The sequence below is a fragment of the Cupriavidus sp. IDO genome (genome assembly GCF_000812465.1).
GTDB lineage: Bacteria > Pseudomonadota > Gammaproteobacteria > Burkholderiales > Burkholderiaceae > Cupriavidus.
This window is the reverse complement of record NZ_JWMA01000146.1, coordinates 35,975-49,990: the sequence shown is the minus strand read 5'-3', so window position 1 is coordinate 49,990 and position 14,016 is coordinate 35,975. Positions and strand designations below refer to the sequence as shown.

The following is a 14,016-nucleotide window of genomic DNA, read 5'->3' as shown; positions in this document are numbered from 1 at the left end:
CTTTGTCTTGGCCGCCATGCTTGCCTGCCGCTCTCGATGTTCTTCTTTCCACATCCGAACGTTAGATCACATCTACGGCGAATTTTCAAACGGGCTCTAAGCAATGGTACGCATGGGTGATGCGGGGCTCAGCGACTCACCAAGTCCCGCCATCTTCCAGAATTTGGTTGCCTCTTAGGCACCTTGAAGGCGCTACCGAGGAGCCAAAGCCGAACTACTTTGCAGCTACATGGGAGGCCTTTGCTGCACGATGTGGCATGCTTTTTGAGGCCGCCTCCGCCGCAGTATTGAAACTGCTCTCGGCTACTTGCACGGCCTGCTTTGCCGTCGTTTGCATCGACTCATAGAACGTCGTGGTCGCCTTGACGGCCTCCTGCCAGGCGGCCAACGGCGCCGTTGAGCCTGTCGGCGCGTTGCTCACCGCGCTATCAATGAGACCCTGCAACTGGCCCTTGCTTGTTGTGTATTGGACCTCAACGACCTTCTCGAACTCAGCCTGCATATCAGCCAGGATGTCATGCAGTTGACGGCGATACGCCAGTACGTTGTCGACTGCGGGTTGAAAGAATTCAATCTGCAACTCGGCGAATTCTTTCCCATCCTTAGCCGATAAGACCTTCTTCGCGCCTTCCCGTGTCTCTGCCAGCGCTGTTTTCGTCGTTTGCAGATTCAACTCCAGTAGTTTTTCGAAGCCCTCAAACGCCTTACCGGTTAGCCCGGCCAAGGTTTCAATGCCTGCCAGTTGCACCTTACTGAATTGCTCGGGGGACCACTGAGTCATTTTGCATCTCCTAAGTGCGACCCGCCACCTGAGCTGTCGGATGAGAGCTCCGATGGGGCGGGAATCAAGGGAATAACGATTGCAGCATTGTGACCCTGGCGGGCCACGCCGAGGCGCAAGAGCGCCAACGCCGGCAGTCTCTAAGGCTTATAGCATTGCGCTCATTGAGAGGCCTGTCGTGCTCGACAATCGCTTGCGCGAACACGCCCGAAAGCCTGGAGAAAAGCATAGCCTTGGGTTGTGACTCGAGGTCGGCTGTGATTTGGCCCAAGACGCTCAAGCGTAACCAGTTGACGCGCGCACAGTGCCTCCACATCCGCGCTGTCCAACTCCGCAGCGTCAGAGCTGTCGTTTACCAGTACCAGGGTGGCGAATTCATGATGACTTAGCACAGTGTCTCCCAAGCTGTAGGTCTATTTTTGCTACGGGACTTCACTACCGTCCGTGACAGCTGGCCTGTTTGCACAGACCGCTTCTTTCCTCTCGGACGCGAGCTTCTGGCTGGCGGGTGCTTGTTCTCGCACCCGGAACGTTCATCTTAGCTGCACGCCACTGACAGTTCAATACAATCACCAGACATATTCGGGATAATCCCTAGTGCTCTTTTTGTTCGCCTTATCACATGCAAATTGGCTCGGAATTGATGTATCACAAGTTGATATGAATTCAACTTTCGTGGCGGCTATTTTCTGACCGACCGGACGGCATGTCTTCGCTCGACGCGCGAAGTCCAGCGAGCGATTGCGCTACGAAATTCGTAGCAGCGGGTAGCCATGTCAGTGGGGCGCTGCGGCCACTCCAACGCCTGTAGAAGCAAGCACCCCTCAAGGCCACCAGGCCTCTATGAATCACTCACACGCCGCGTGGAGATGGTGACTGATTTTATTTGTGGCCGCCGAAGAGAGCCCGCGTCGCCGGGTAGTCACGTGGGTGGTAGCAGGACTTCCGGGCCGGTCCATATTGACTTAGAATTTCCTTACGTCAGAATTAAGAGGCACTTTCCCTCATAGCGAGGCAGGCACCAGGCAACGAGTCTTGCCATTGGTCAAAGTGAATAACAATGAGTTGAACTCAATGAGACGCAGAAGCGAGCCGGCGGCCCGTATGCCGGTAGACTTGAACGGGGGGCAGAAATGACGACGGCAAGGGCTGGAACCAAAGGGGACGCCATTCGACTTCTTGCAGCAGCGGGGGTTGGACTCATCGAACTCGACTATGAGTCTGGCTGGCAAGACGCTTCTGAACTCAGTCATTTGGGCGAGAAGGTTGGAGTCCGCGTCGAGTATCGCGGCCATGAGAGTATTGCCGTCAAGTCGCCAGCGGCACTTACTGCCGGTTTGAAGCGCCCAAAGCTAACGTTTCGTCAGCGCAATCTTTATTGCCAGTTTGCGCTGACCGAATTGACTGCCAAAGAATTGGCAGCCTTGGAAGCGAAGGCCATGAAACTTGGCGATTACGTCCTGGCCGGGCATCTACTGCGGGACGCCGATACCGTTTGGGCCGAGTAACCTCGACTCATGCGGCCCCTTAATTTCGGAGGTGCTCGATTTGCTCGTCCAGCCCATCGAGCTACTCGTCCCCTATTATCACCCCTCTGGCCGAGAGGTAAACCCTGAGCCGCCGATTGCTTGGCACCCGCATACCTCTTCGGCTAAGCTGGAACTTCGCAGCGCCATACTGCCGTCGACAATACTTGAGCGTTGCGAGATTCTAAGGTCTGGGGACTTAGCACGCGACGCGTGCGCACGAAATTTCGAGGACGAGATGGCGACTGGCACTGTCAAATGGTTCAACAACGAGAAGGGCTTCGGATTCATTACGCCGGACGATGGCGGCGCAGACTTGTTTGCGCACCAGTCTGAAATCCAAGGCACGGGATACCGGTCGCTGGATGAAGGTGCCAAGGTTGAGTTTGAGGTCAAGCAAGGGCCCAAAGGCCCGCAAGCTGCGCAGATTCGAAAGCTTTAGCTGCGGAGCAGCCTGGACGGCAAAGCCCTTCTCTAATGCGAAGGGCTTTTTTGTTGCCGGAGCGAGGCGACTGGAATCTTCCAAGGAGAGTATCAGACAACGACGGTGCGCGATGACTGCCTCTACAGGTTGGGTAGCATCTCACGGCGCCGGCACGTCTAAGTCGTTGCTTTAGCGGCGCCGAAGTAACACTGTTAGGCTGCGTGCTCTACTCGCTGCCGGCACCTTAATGACCGTTGCTCCATCATCAACATCCTGTGTCTGCCTGAGAATGTAAACAACATGAGCCCTCCTGCCGAAGACGCGTGAGGCGAGCCCGCCGATTCGCGCCTCTGCCTCACAATGACATCGACAGGAAACATGCGGGCTGCCCTCGCTGAATGTCAGTTGCAATACATCTTCGGGCAGGTCGAGCACGATTGCTAGGTATTCGACCATGCTGTTCACATGACCCGGACGCCTCCATTCCTTTTCGACCCTCTCCGTTGCCAGCCCCCTCCGAATGGGCTGTCCTAAATGAAACGGAAGCCCGCCAGCCTGCATTGGAATCGGGCGGCAGCCTAGTTACAGTCGCTTACAGCGGTGTAATGCTATTTCGGTATATTGCGTCCCACTGATATCGGAAGCGAGGATGCGATGTTGAGGAAGACGATGGTCGTGTGTGCTCTTATGCTTGGAGCAACTGCCTTTGCGGCCAACGCTCGGGAGTTCGAGTCGAAGGTCGAAGACAATGGTGACCACTACAAATACGAATACAAAGACCCGTTGTGTGAGTACAAGTACGAGTACAACTATAAGGACGGCAAGCAAAAGCTAAAACGGCATGGGGACTGCTCGCACGTCGCCGTTCCTGCTGCTCCCCAACCGACGTACATCGTACCTGGCCCAGTGATAATTCAACCAAGGGTCGACATCCGATAGTAAGCGGGAATTGGCGAGCCCACGCGCCACGAAGCAGCAGGATAGGGACATCCGAGCACCAGGCGGGGCATCAGTGACGGTGCCGATGGCGTATGCTCCATCGCCTCGTGCGTAGATTCGTGCGCAATCCGGAATCAGGGCTGCAGCAGCATTTCAGCGTGGCGAGCGAACGTCCGCGCTGTGCATCTGGTGCGAGATACAGTAGTCCGGAGCCCTCACATCAATTCCCCTTAGGCGCCTTCCTGCGTTGCTCTCGCACATCCTACACGCCGAACTATCAACGTTCCAAGCCGGAGAGGTCCTCGGGATACGCCGTCTGGCATGGACACATTTCGGGCTTGCATCGCTATCCGGCGTTGCTCGGTGCGAAGCTAGCCAAGCTGCCCCTCTTGCTTGTCTCTGCCAGTCAGTTCAGAGCCTCAGTCAGCCTCGTGAGGGCCCTGTCATCCCGCTAGAAGACAGATTTGGATACAAAATCCCGGGACAACTCGGTCAACACGCACGTCACTCGGTTCGTTTTCTCTCATGACTGCCCTGCACGCCAGTCCTTCCAAGGCTGAGAGCATTTCAGGTAGGCAGTGCCCCCACAAAGGATACGTAGTCATGAGAAAGTTTTTGTCGCTGGCCATCCTGGCGGGGCTCGCCGCTGTCGCATCTACCGGCGCGCAAGCTCATGTGAATGTTGGCGTAGGCATCGGCTTCCCGGTACCGTTTGTCGCTGCGCCCGTCTATGCCCCCGCCCCCGTCTACAGCCCGCCGCCCGTTGTGGTCGAGCAACAGCCTGTCGTTGTTGCTCCTGCCTACTATGACGACTGGCGCGAGCGTGCTTGGAGGGAGCGCCAATGGCGTGAGCAGCGATGGAGGGAACACATGTGGCGAGAGCGCCACCGTGAGTGGCACCGTTGGCACGACTATGACTATGATGATTGAACGTCGGGTGCATCGCCGTCACAGAACTACGACTTCCGCGTCTGACTGCCGTCTTGTGCGAATATCCAAAACTACATGACATTCGGGGGGGCGCAGTTCATGCCCCCAGCAAGCAGTTCAGTTGATGCTTGGGCTGTGAAGACCGGCGGCAATGCGACTAAGCTCGCTGCAGCTTGGACCGAATAACTTGGTACTACATGCTCTCCCAGCGCTTTGCTGTTGTTATACAAGCAGGGCAAGTAACCACAACCTGCTCATCGAGGCCTTGCGCGAATAGGTGCTTACTGTTCGCGCGCCCCAAACTCTTGCAGAGCAAATCGCCTGCCGCACGTCTCAGCCGCCCGTGGCGAAAAGGTTGCGTTAGCAAGACGTGCACAGCATGGTCGAGCACCTCCGTAGGCACCGCCACGCGGATTCCCGAGGAATCTGCAACGATACCAGGCACCCACCGAACTGGAATCGCTAGGCTCGCATTGAATGTGAGTGCTTGAGTGCGAAGACGCTCTTCACTCTCATGAAGAGCGACTCGGGCTGCCTCTTCCCTCGCTGCCTTCGCTGCTCGAGCATCATCGACATCCTCCGCCTTGGCGCCGACGAACATCCCATTGGAATGTTGCTAAACTTCGAGCAAAGTGCCGGAGGCAACTGTGACTGCCTGCCTTCGGCGTGACCGCTGCACGCCAACTATCTCAAGCCGCTCCCCGTCCAGCGTTACCTTATTGTCGTCAACGGCCACTCGCCCCTTGTGTTCGACGCTTAGCCATCTAGGACTGGCCGCTGAGATGAGACGCAACTGGTAGATGTCCATGACCGAAACTTGGCCCCGGAGCGGCAGGGTCGAATGATTGTCTTGCTGAAAATTGTAGACACCGAGAGCTCGTTTGTGGCGCGGCCAGCCAATACCAATCCGCTGATGCTCACGTTACAGATTTTTACAGTTGGATGCTCCGAGGTATGGCCCTCGTGCCGGTACAGTTACGCCCGACTCGCCTTGAGGAAGATATGAAACGACTGGCAATCATTGGAGCGCTTGGCGGCACGATGCTGGCCATCACTTCCACGGCCCAAGCACATGTAAATGTCGATATTGGCATCGGGGTACCGGGCGTGGTCTACGCCGAGCCCGCACCCGTCTATGCGCCCCCACCGGTGTATGTCGCGCCGCAGCCGGTGTATGTTCCCCGGCCCGTGGTTGTAGCCCCTGCGCCCGTTTACGCCGCTCCTTACTGGCGTGGCCGCGATGATGATGATGACGACCAGGGCGAGCGCCGATGGCGTAGGCGTGGCCACCGCGAGCACGGCGAACACGGCCGGCACGGACGCGACGACTAGAAGGCGAGCCTCTTGGAAATCCAAGGCGCCAGCGGCGGAGATGGCGCCCCGGGGGAGCTTGGCGGCCGTTTGGATGCCTCTTCCCGTCTGCGTCTGAGCGAGGAGCCGTTCCGACCAGGCGCGCCGGACGGCGGCGTCGACTCTATACCGCCCCTACCGCCTTGCGGCGAAGGAGAGCGAACCGCTCATCAGTCTCTGCCGGTCTTGCCGCAATCAATAGCAGCTCCCAATTGGCGGTGTCTATGCGAGCAACAGGAATCTTCGCCTTGAATTCCACAACCAATAAATCACAGGATTGCGCAGCCGGATTGGGGCGACGGACATCTCCCCAAGCGCTGTGCCCAAGGTACGACTTAACCAACGGCACACCTGTCACGTAGTTCAGCATCGCACGCTCGGACTCGCCAAGGTAATGCGTTGCGACACATGTCTTCGATGTCGCGAGGTAGGGCCGCATGGTGCCAAAGGTCTCTTGATAACTTCTGGCTGCATCAATCCAGGGCAACCACATCAAGCCCGTCGTGGCCCAAAGCAGTGCGAAGCCATTGCACCAGGTCAGCAGCGGAGACTTTATGGGAGCAAGGCGGGAGGCGAAGCCCCACAGAGCCAGGCACACGAGGGCACTCGCCACAGACCCAATTGAGAGCGGCATCTCAAAGTCCAAGGGCAAGAACCGAGACAGCCCGCCGGCCAGAGGCGAACTCAGATGGACTCGCCCATTGGCGACAAGCTCAGCCCACACAACCCATACTGTCAGTGCGGCTACCAGGAATACGAATGCCAATAATCTGGAGAGATACCGTTCCCCTGCACTCGGCGGCCTAAGAAGATACGGCAGTGCCAGCAGGACCATTGGCAACAGCGCGGGCATGACATAGACGTCGCGAATTCTTCCAGCGAAAAGCAAGGCGGCCAGCGCTGCAATCAGGTATAAGCAAATGATGAGGTACCCGCTGGATTGCGTGACCGACCCCAGCAGCCGGGACGTACATGAAGGCGTCCGTAAAAAGCGAAAGGTAAGCCACAAGACCGGCAGAACCGTCGGCAGGCCCAGGGCAAGGATACCCAGCAGGCGGGGATAGGCTGGCTCGTTGTGCCCTCCGAGGTTGACCAGGCCGAAGAAGCGGGCAAGATTGTTGTCCCATATCCACTCATGGAATAGAGCCGGGTCCTGCATCCAAAGCAACAGCGGCCAGCTCAACATCGCGGGAGCTGCCACGGCCGCTGCGATGGCGAAAGCCTTTACCTTTTGCGCCTCGCGGTATGCAGGCAGGGTCAGCGCCAAGGCGACTGTCATCGCGAAGACACCAGGAATGAGCGGGCCCTTCGATAGAAACGCGATGCCGCATCCAATCCCAAGCAGGAGTCCGCCACACCGGGAATCCGACGGGCTTGCCTTGACGGATATGTGCACCAGACCCGCCAGACCAATTGCTGCGCCGGCCAGTTGCCCGACATCCGCTAGCAACTTGTGAATGTGCTCGGCAAAGCCAACCGTCCCTGCGAGCGCGCAAACCGTCAGTAGTGCGCAGGTGGGAGCGCCGAATGCCGAAGCTCCTGGGCCTTGGTTATTGCCCGCCCGCCTGGCGGCAAGGGACCGGACGGCAAGCAGGTTCGCTTCGCCATGGATAAGCACGCCAACGTAGGCCAGCGCCGCCACAGAAAGCGCCACGAATACTACGACGGCAAGCCTTGACGATTCATGTGGCGGAAGGGTTGGCAGCAGCCGCGCGCTGAGTGCGCCTAGCCAGTAGACCAGCGGCGGCTTTTCGACAAACGGCTCGCCGGCAACATACGGGACCAGCCAATGCCCTTCTGTGAGCATTTCCCAAACGATACCGAACGAGTACGGCTCATCAGCCTTCCATGGGAATCGACCGAAGACGCCGACCAGAAAATAACTGGCGAACAGGAATGAAGAAGACCAGAGCCAAGCGGTAAGCCTGCGGCGGCTGTGGTTGGTCAAATTACCCATGAATCCCGCGTGCCCCGTCAACCCAAGCGCAGATTGCTGCCATCAACTCGGAAGCACCGCCCGGTGCAAATAAGAGTACACCAGCGAGCGCTGACGGAGGTGCGGCTATGAGTTGTTGTGCTTTCTCAACCCTAAGCCTGAGCCAGCTCTACCGCGCCGTTTCGCGGCAGGGTGCCAACCTGCGTCGGCCCTAGCCTTCAAAAGCGACCTTCTGTTCCGACGACCTGCTCTGCAATCAAGAACTTCTCAGGGCGCTTACCAAGCCAAGCCGGCTTGCGACCACGGCCGGACCAAGTGGCACCAGTCTTGGGGTCCAAATATTTTGGCGGCAGCGATGTCTTTGGCTGTCCCCTTAGGAACTTGTATCAGAAGGATACGCACGACTTCCGCCTCGCCTGCGTGCTGCTTCGGAGCAACGACTTGTTGCCGCTTAGCTCCATGCATGTAGCTGGTCTATATTATCAAACTCGGTGACGCCGAGTGAACAGGGCAACCTTTGAGGCGTGGCGTGATAGCCCCCGTGGTCGTTCAGCCGCCGCCCGTGGTAGCGGCTCCGGCCTACTATTACGACAACTGGCAGGGCCGCGCCTGGAGAGAGCGCCAATGGCGCGAGCAGCGATGGAGAAAGCACGAATGGCGGGAGCGCCGGCGGGAATGGCGGCGCTGGCATGACGACTACGATGACTAGCATGCGAGAGCGCTAGCCTTGTGCGTAATAGTCGAAACGCAGAGGCGCTCGTCATCACTCCTTAGATTTGCGGGTAACCCCATGAGGCCGCGTCATGCGACCAAGGCAGACCTTCGTGAAGTGGAAGCATTGCTTCGGTCGTGTTCACTGCCTGTTGGAGGAATACCTAGCGAAGCGGTGCAATTTCATGTCAGCCGGGACAGGACCGGCCTCCTTGGGTGCGCCGGTATTGAAGAACTCAGCGGCAAAATTGCCCTGTTACAAGGGGTTGCCGTGGTGGAACGCGCAAGGGGTGCGGGTCTGGCCGCACTACTGGTTTCCGCGCTAGTCGCCGATGGGCGCTTGCGCGGCATCGAGTCCCTGGTCGTCCGAACTGAAGCTGCCGCCGGCTATTTCACTCGTCTTGGCTTCACGCCAGTGGACCATTCGGCCATACCTCCAGAATTGCTGGCTTCTCGTGAACTCTCTGATAGCGGCGCCATCGCTGCGGCAGTCATGAAGGTCGAACTCTAGCGTTTGCTGCGGAATGTATCGGCAGCCGTCTCTGAGACTTCCAGCATTGGCTCACAGCGGCACGACGGGGCGGATAGCCAAGCAATGTGCGCAAGAGTTCGAGGGCTGCTATCAGCTAATCGGATGAGTGTTAGTGGCGCCATTTCGAACATAGTGGCCCGCCTGCTCTATTCCTCGCCTCGCACCGGGCATCGCTAATATGTATCCCGTTGATGCTCATCGGGGACCGTCGGCGTTCGCTCCGGCACTGTATCCGAACAATTGTATTTAACGCCTTATTCTCGACTCATATTGGAAGCAAACGCCGTAATCAATTCTGAGTGGATTAATGGCCTCCTCCATTGTGCCCTCCGCCATTTCCGCCGCGAACCATACCTCGAACGCCACCGTGGCCCATACCTGTACCATTGCCAGGACTCATAGCCGGACTGCCGCCACGGACCATACCCGGACCAATACCAGGGCCCATAGCCGGACCGCCCGCATGGACCATACCCTGGCCGCCACCGGCGCCCACTACCGAGCCACGTCCAACGACCGTACCCGGACCGCCCGCATGGACCATAGCCGGACCACGGCCGACGAAAATCACCGGACCGCCCACACGGACCATACCCTGGCTGCTACCAGCGCCCATAACCGGGCCATTTCTACTGACCACGCCCGGACCGCCGCTATGGCCCATACCTTGGCCGCTACCAGGGCTCATAGCCTGACCGTTGCCAAGAACCATACCGGGACCGCCGCCCGGGTTCATGCCCGGACCGCCGCTATGGCCCATACCTTGGCCGCTACCAGGGCTCATAGCCTGACCGTTGCCAAGAACCATACCGGGACCGCCGCCCGGGTTCATGCCCTGACCGGCGCTGTGGCCCATACCTTGGCCGCTACCGGGGCTCATAGCCTGACCACTGCCAGGAACCATACCCGGACCGGCGCCGTGGCCCATACCTTGGCCGCTACCGGGGCTCATAGCCTGACCACTGCCAGGAACCGTACCCGGACCGCCGCCACCATAGGCAATGCCTTGACCGCTACCAGAACCCATACCGGGACCGCCGCCAGGGTTCGCGCCCGGACCGGTGCCGGGCCCCATACCGAGGCCACGGTCATGGAATCCGTGATGAAACCGGTGGTGCCGCCCGTGATGGAAGCCCCCGATGAACACGGAGCCAAAGAATGTAACCCCGCCATCGTAATACCCAGGATAATAAGGGTATCCGCAATCGGGGGAAGCGTAATAGGGATATCCATAATATGGGTATCCACAATAGGGGGACCAGGGGTAGGAGTATCCGGAATAAGGGTATTCATAATAGGTGTAGGTATTCCCAGGAGTACCAGAATCATATCCAGCGGCGTAGGTATCACTGGGAGTCCCGGAATCGTATCCGGCGGTGTGGGTATCGCTGGGAGTCCCCGAATAACCGGCGGTGTAGGTATTGTCGTAGTAGGCCGCAGTGGGAATTTCGGTGCATCCTGACTGCAAAATCAACGCCGAAGCAGCCATCGCGGCAGCGCGAATCGTGCTCATGGCTTACCCCCTGCCACATCAAGTGAAGCTTGTCGCAAATTTTGCTGATGCCATACACAGCAAATTGGCTCCAACAGGCAGCGCTGTTACCGGCATCTCGACTCCGCCCCCCTTGGTACTGCGCACACGCTATTCAGCCTGCCAGGAAGCTAAGAAAGCGCGAAACTTGGACTCGTGGCAGATGCTCCCCTGGAAATCCCGGCTTTTCTCATCCAGGTCCATTTGGACCAAGCGCTTGAACTTATTTAGGCGCTTTCAGTCCCCTTCGGACACAGCCTCTTAGTAAAGTTTATGCGCCCCAGTACAGCTTTGCACTCCTTTGCAAGATTTCGACCACGCTCATCCACGACCACGGCCGACCAGTACGGCTATCGCGGCCAAAGTGAGGAGTTCAAGGAGAAGTTTCGCGGTGGTCCCTGTGAGGCTGAACGCGAGAACGTAAAGCCCGATTGCCTGTGAGCGGAAGGAAAAGTACCGCAGAGGGCCCCGCAAGGTCGAACGTGAGTAAAAGCGTAGTGGGGTGTATGAAAGGAAGCTTGAATGCGAGATGGTACTTGCATGGAGCCTCCTGCCAGAGTCAATGGCATCGGCAGCAGCCCTCGTCGTCGAAATCTACTAGGCGTGTTCCGGGGTGTTGCCACCCGTGGTCACAATTCGGGGTGCTCGCAGGGCTGCGGGTCCAACTACTGAACGGGCTCGCGGCACCAAGGACAAACCGACCTCGTTGCCGATACCACTTGGGATCTTATCCCGCAACGCACCGGCCGCAAGCCCGCTTCATCCTTCGGGGTCGGGCGCGCCCGATGGACAACTACTGACACCGTAGCTTGAGGGTAGGCTGAGGCTCCCCCGGGCCTGGTCCAGCCTTGCCGCGAAACGCGAGGCGTCCTCGTCAGTGAAGCCGTTCGTGCTGGTACAGCGCTCGAACGAGAGCCGCCCCTCCATCAATGTGCCGGGTCTTGTCAAAGCGGCGCGGCGCTGTTTGCCTGGCTTCCTATGGCTTTGCGAAATCTTGGGCTCAAATAGGGTGCGGTCCACGAACGTCCTCCTCCTGACTTGCGTTTGGCCGGTTTGGCTTCCTAAGCTATAGACGATATTGGGGGTGCACTATGAAACCCGATTCGTACGCACTAGCCCGCCGGGTGGCGTCGGCGATTCTCCTTCTGTGGCTCGCTGCCTGCGCCCATACGGAATTCCATACGCAAGCCTGCCTTTCCGGCGTCGATGTGTATGAGGATACGACGTATGGTAGCGATGCCAGCCGCATGACGTTCTCAGGAACGGACGGTGGACTCGTCGAACCATGCCAAGGGGTGAGCGGCGGCCAAGGCGGCTTCTGGATTGCCAGCATTGAACGCACCGGCCCGGTAGGACGGGCTCAGGACGCCACTGTCGAAACCACCATCCTCGGAGGCGAGTGGACCTGGTGGCAAGCTGACGGTACCCTGCAGAGTGGCAGCGTGACCGGCGGTCGGGTGATATGGCCAGTCGATTTGCACCAAAGTATCGGCCGTTGCGGCGAGGGAGTCGCACAAATCAGCGTCACACTCACGGTGAGTCAGAAGTATTCCGGTAGCGGCACCTTTGAGGGCTGTCTTGATGACACGCATCTGGCACCGACATTGCAGTGGATTGTTTATCCGTCCAAGATGTGGGGTGCGTTTACCATAAGTTCCCCTTAGCGAAATGGTGCTCGTCAAGAGGGCACCCGATAACGCAATTAGACGCGGGATGGCCAGGGTAATGGAGGTTATTGACTCCGAACCCTGCCCCACGAACATGCGCCATGATTCTCGCGCTGACGCTCTTGGTCTCGCTGATTCCGTACCACGAGCAACAAACGCGATTGGAGCAAACAACACAGTCCAGTCGCGCCTCTCTGGCCATCGGGTGGCTTGACGACCTGGTGTTAGCCGTCGTGGCCCACGTCCGCCCGAACGGCTAACGAACTCAAGAGCGCGGGCATCCGACCCGACCTGATGAAGCGTGGCGCCGTGCGTTCGGTCTACGATGGGCGCTATAGTTTCGCGCGCTACTTTTCACCCAAACAGCATAACGGGCCGAAGACGCTGGAGGACCTCAACCGGTTCAACGACGTCGAATTGTATGACCTACATGTCGACCCGTTCGAAATGTCTGGCAGCCGATGGCAAGCAGCGCGAACTCACCGTCGCTATAAACGAAAAGCTGAATCGACTAATCGACACGGAAGTCGGCGAAGACCGTGGGCAGATGCTCCCCGGCGGTATCGACGCAGGGTGGGAGGTGACTGCGGAAACGATGGCCGGCGCTTGATGCGCCGCTATCCCTACTCGCCACTCCCACACGCGTAATTGGCAGTTGCCCCAAACGCCAAGAGAGGGTAAGGCCGGAGTACGCAAGGTCAACGCGGCTAATGGCGAGGTCGCCCTCAAGCACGGCCCCATTGAAAACTTCGGCATGTCGGCGATGACCATGACGCTTCCCATCGAGGATAAGGCTAGCCTTGCCAAGGTTAAAGAGGGCGACATTCGACATGAACGGTGTGGCCACTGGACGAGCCTGCAATGGTGCGGCCTATCCCACGTGGCGATGGAGGAAGCGCTGTATCACGGCTAGTATCACGGTAGGTCCCCCGGGTGCCGAAAGCTTTACTTGCCCTTCCGGACAAGAGCTCGAACTGGCTTGCGTAAGTGACGCCGACGTGGAGCTTCAGGACCTGACAAATCAAATCCCCATTAGTCCGACGGGAACAACAAGCAGGACATTTATAAACGCCAAGGGAGTAAGCTGCTAGAGGATGTAGATTTAAAGCGCCGCACGCGTCTTTCGGAATTGCAGCGACATGAGCCAGCTTCGGCGCGGGTGAAGAGAACGAGCTTCGGCGTTTGCTTACAACCCTAGCCGGGGCGGTTCTGTGCCAGGGTTCTCAAGTCGTCTTTTGGCGTGAAAAGTAGATGGGTGGGCGCTCCGGCTTGCTTCCCGTGGACAAAGCGTCTACGTAGGCTAGACGTCACCAATGGCGACCACGTTATGAACAAAATATTGTTGAGTATCGCGCTGGTTGCCTTGATGGCAGTGTATTACCCCGTTTGCCTAGGCCAGAATGTCAGGGACAAACCACAACATCGGCCAAGCAACCAGCAAAGCTCCGCGCCAACCTCTGGACCAACGGAGGATTCCGATAAACGAAAAGTGGAGGCTGCGGCGGGAACCGATAGAAAAAAGGGCAGTGGCGCCAGCACAGCGGGCGGCGCGACAACAGCTCCGACCTTGGAGGGAGCTAAGCGATATCTGGCGCCGGAGAGCAAGTAGGCTCAGGCAACCTCTCGGTGCTGTACATTACGTGGACACTGCTGGCCATGAGAGTGGATGGACGGCCTTTGGTGTAGGCA

Annotated in this window: 11 protein-coding genes and 1 pseudogene; 9 read left to right on the top strand and 3 right to left on the bottom strand. The window is 58.4% G+C overall.

The features are described 5' to 3' along the window. Positions 1-214: 214 nt before the first annotated feature. On the bottom strand, positions 215-781 hold the full coding sequence (locus tag RM96_RS29520; RefSeq protein ID WP_039015279.1) for a phasin family protein: 567 nt from the start codon (positions 779-781) through the stop codon (positions 215-217). A 1,133-nt stretch (positions 782-1,914) separates the two neighbouring features. Between RM96_RS29520 and RM96_RS29515 the strand changes: the two genes are divergently transcribed. From RM96_RS29515 to RM96_RS37955, 4 genes are all read left to right on the top strand, one after another. Beyond that, positions 1,915-2,289, top strand: coding sequence for a hypothetical protein (locus RM96_RS29515; RefSeq protein WP_039015278.1), 375 nt, complete (start codon positions 1,915-1,917; stop codon positions 2,287-2,289). A gap of 256 nt (positions 2,290-2,545) precedes the next feature. Continuing rightward, positions 2,546-2,749 carry a cold-shock protein gene (locus RM96_RS29510; RefSeq protein WP_039015277.1) on the top strand — a complete coding sequence of 68 codons (204 nt, stop codon included), beginning with the start codon at positions 2,546-2,548 and terminating at the stop codon, positions 2,747-2,749. A gap of 1,524 nt (positions 2,750-4,273) precedes the next feature. Then, positions 4,274-4,600 carry a hypothetical protein gene (locus tag RM96_RS29500; protein ID WP_039015275.1) on the top strand — a complete coding sequence of 109 codons (327 nt, stop codon included), beginning with the start codon at positions 4,274-4,276 and terminating at the stop codon, positions 4,598-4,600. 1,002 nt (positions 4,601-5,602) lie between these two features. Next, positions 5,603-5,932 carry a hypothetical protein gene (locus RM96_RS37955; RefSeq protein WP_082016773.1) on the top strand — a complete coding sequence of 110 codons (330 nt, stop codon included), beginning with the start codon at positions 5,603-5,605 and terminating at the stop codon, positions 5,930-5,932. A 142-nt stretch (positions 5,933-6,074) separates the two neighbouring features. On the opposite strand, the gene RM96_RS29490 is transcribed toward RM96_RS37955, so the two are convergent. Beyond that, positions 6,075-7,907, bottom strand: a complete 1,833-nt coding sequence (locus RM96_RS29490; protein WP_052279828.1) for an ArnT family glycosyltransferase — start codon at positions 7,905-7,907, stop codon at positions 6,075-6,077. A gap of 197 nt (positions 7,908-8,104) precedes the next feature. Further along, positions 8,105-8,254, bottom strand: a pseudogene (locus tag RM96_RS37950) (H-NS family nucleoid-associated regulatory protein); the annotation flags it as partial. A 518-nt stretch (positions 8,255-8,772) separates the two neighbouring features. On the opposite strand from RM96_RS37950, the gene RM96_RS37940 reads away from it, so the two are divergent. The 5 genes from RM96_RS37940 to RM96_RS37930 all read left to right on the top strand — a co-directional run bounded on the left by RM96_RS37940 (position 8,773) and on the right by RM96_RS37930 (position 13,240). After that, positions 8,773-9,108 carry a GNAT family N-acetyltransferase gene (locus tag RM96_RS37940; RefSeq protein ID WP_238587469.1) on the top strand — a complete coding sequence of 112 codons (336 nt, stop codon included), beginning with the start codon at positions 8,773-8,775 and terminating at the stop codon, positions 9,106-9,108. Between the two features lie 1,111 nt (positions 9,109-10,219). Next, positions 10,220-10,591: a hypothetical protein gene (locus RM96_RS39030; protein WP_152624236.1), complete on the top strand. Its 372-nt coding sequence runs from the start codon at positions 10,220-10,222 to the stop codon at positions 10,589-10,591. 1,160 nt (positions 10,592-11,751) lie between these two features. Further along, positions 11,752-12,324, top strand: coding sequence for a hypothetical protein (locus tag RM96_RS29480; RefSeq protein WP_039015272.1), 573 nt, complete (start codon positions 11,752-11,754; stop codon positions 12,322-12,324). 424 nt (positions 12,325-12,748) lie between these two features. Then, entirely contained in the window at positions 12,749-12,937 is a 189-nt protein-coding gene (locus RM96_RS40355) for a hypothetical protein (protein ID WP_039015271.1), read from the top strand. Between the two features lie 45 nt (positions 12,938-12,982). Next, positions 12,983-13,240, top strand: a complete 258-nt coding sequence (locus tag RM96_RS37930; protein ID WP_238587468.1) for a copper-binding protein — start codon at positions 12,983-12,985, stop codon at positions 13,238-13,240. Positions 13,241-14,016: the final 776 nt, after the last annotated feature.

What these genes read in the sequence shown, in the direction of transcription:
- RM96_RS29500 (WP_039015275.1), top strand. Translation starts at nt 4,274, where the DNA reads ATGAGAAAGTTTTTGTCGCTGGCCATCCTGGCGGGGCTCGCCGCTGTC.
- RM96_RS29490 (WP_052279828.1), bottom strand. Translation starts at nt 7,907, where the DNA reads ATGGGTAATTTGACCAACCACAGCCGCCGCAGGCTTACCGCTTGGCTC.
- RM96_RS40355 (WP_039015271.1), top strand. Translation starts at nt 12,749, where the DNA reads ATGACCTACATGTCGACCCGTTCGAAATGTCTGGCAGCCGATGGCAAG.
- RM96_RS29510 (WP_039015277.1), top strand. Translation starts at nt 2,546, where the DNA reads ATGGCGACTGGCACTGTCAAATGGTTCAACAACGAGAAGGGCTTCGGA.
- RM96_RS29480 (WP_039015272.1), top strand. Translation starts at nt 11,752, where the DNA reads ATGAAACCCGATTCGTACGCACTAGCCCGCCGGGTGGCGTCGGCGATT.
- RM96_RS29520 (WP_039015279.1), bottom strand. Translation starts at nt 781, where the DNA reads ATGACTCAGTGGTCCCCCGAGCAATTCAGTAAGGTGCAACTGGCAGGC.
- RM96_RS29515 (WP_039015278.1), top strand. Translation starts at nt 1,915, where the DNA reads ATGACGACGGCAAGGGCTGGAACCAAAGGGGACGCCATTCGACTTCTT.
- RM96_RS37955 (WP_082016773.1), top strand. Translation starts at nt 5,603, where the DNA reads ATGAAACGACTGGCAATCATTGGAGCGCTTGGCGGCACGATGCTGGCC.
- RM96_RS39030 (WP_152624236.1), top strand. Translation starts at nt 10,220, where the DNA reads ATGGAATCCGTGATGAAACCGGTGGTGCCGCCCGTGATGGAAGCCCCC.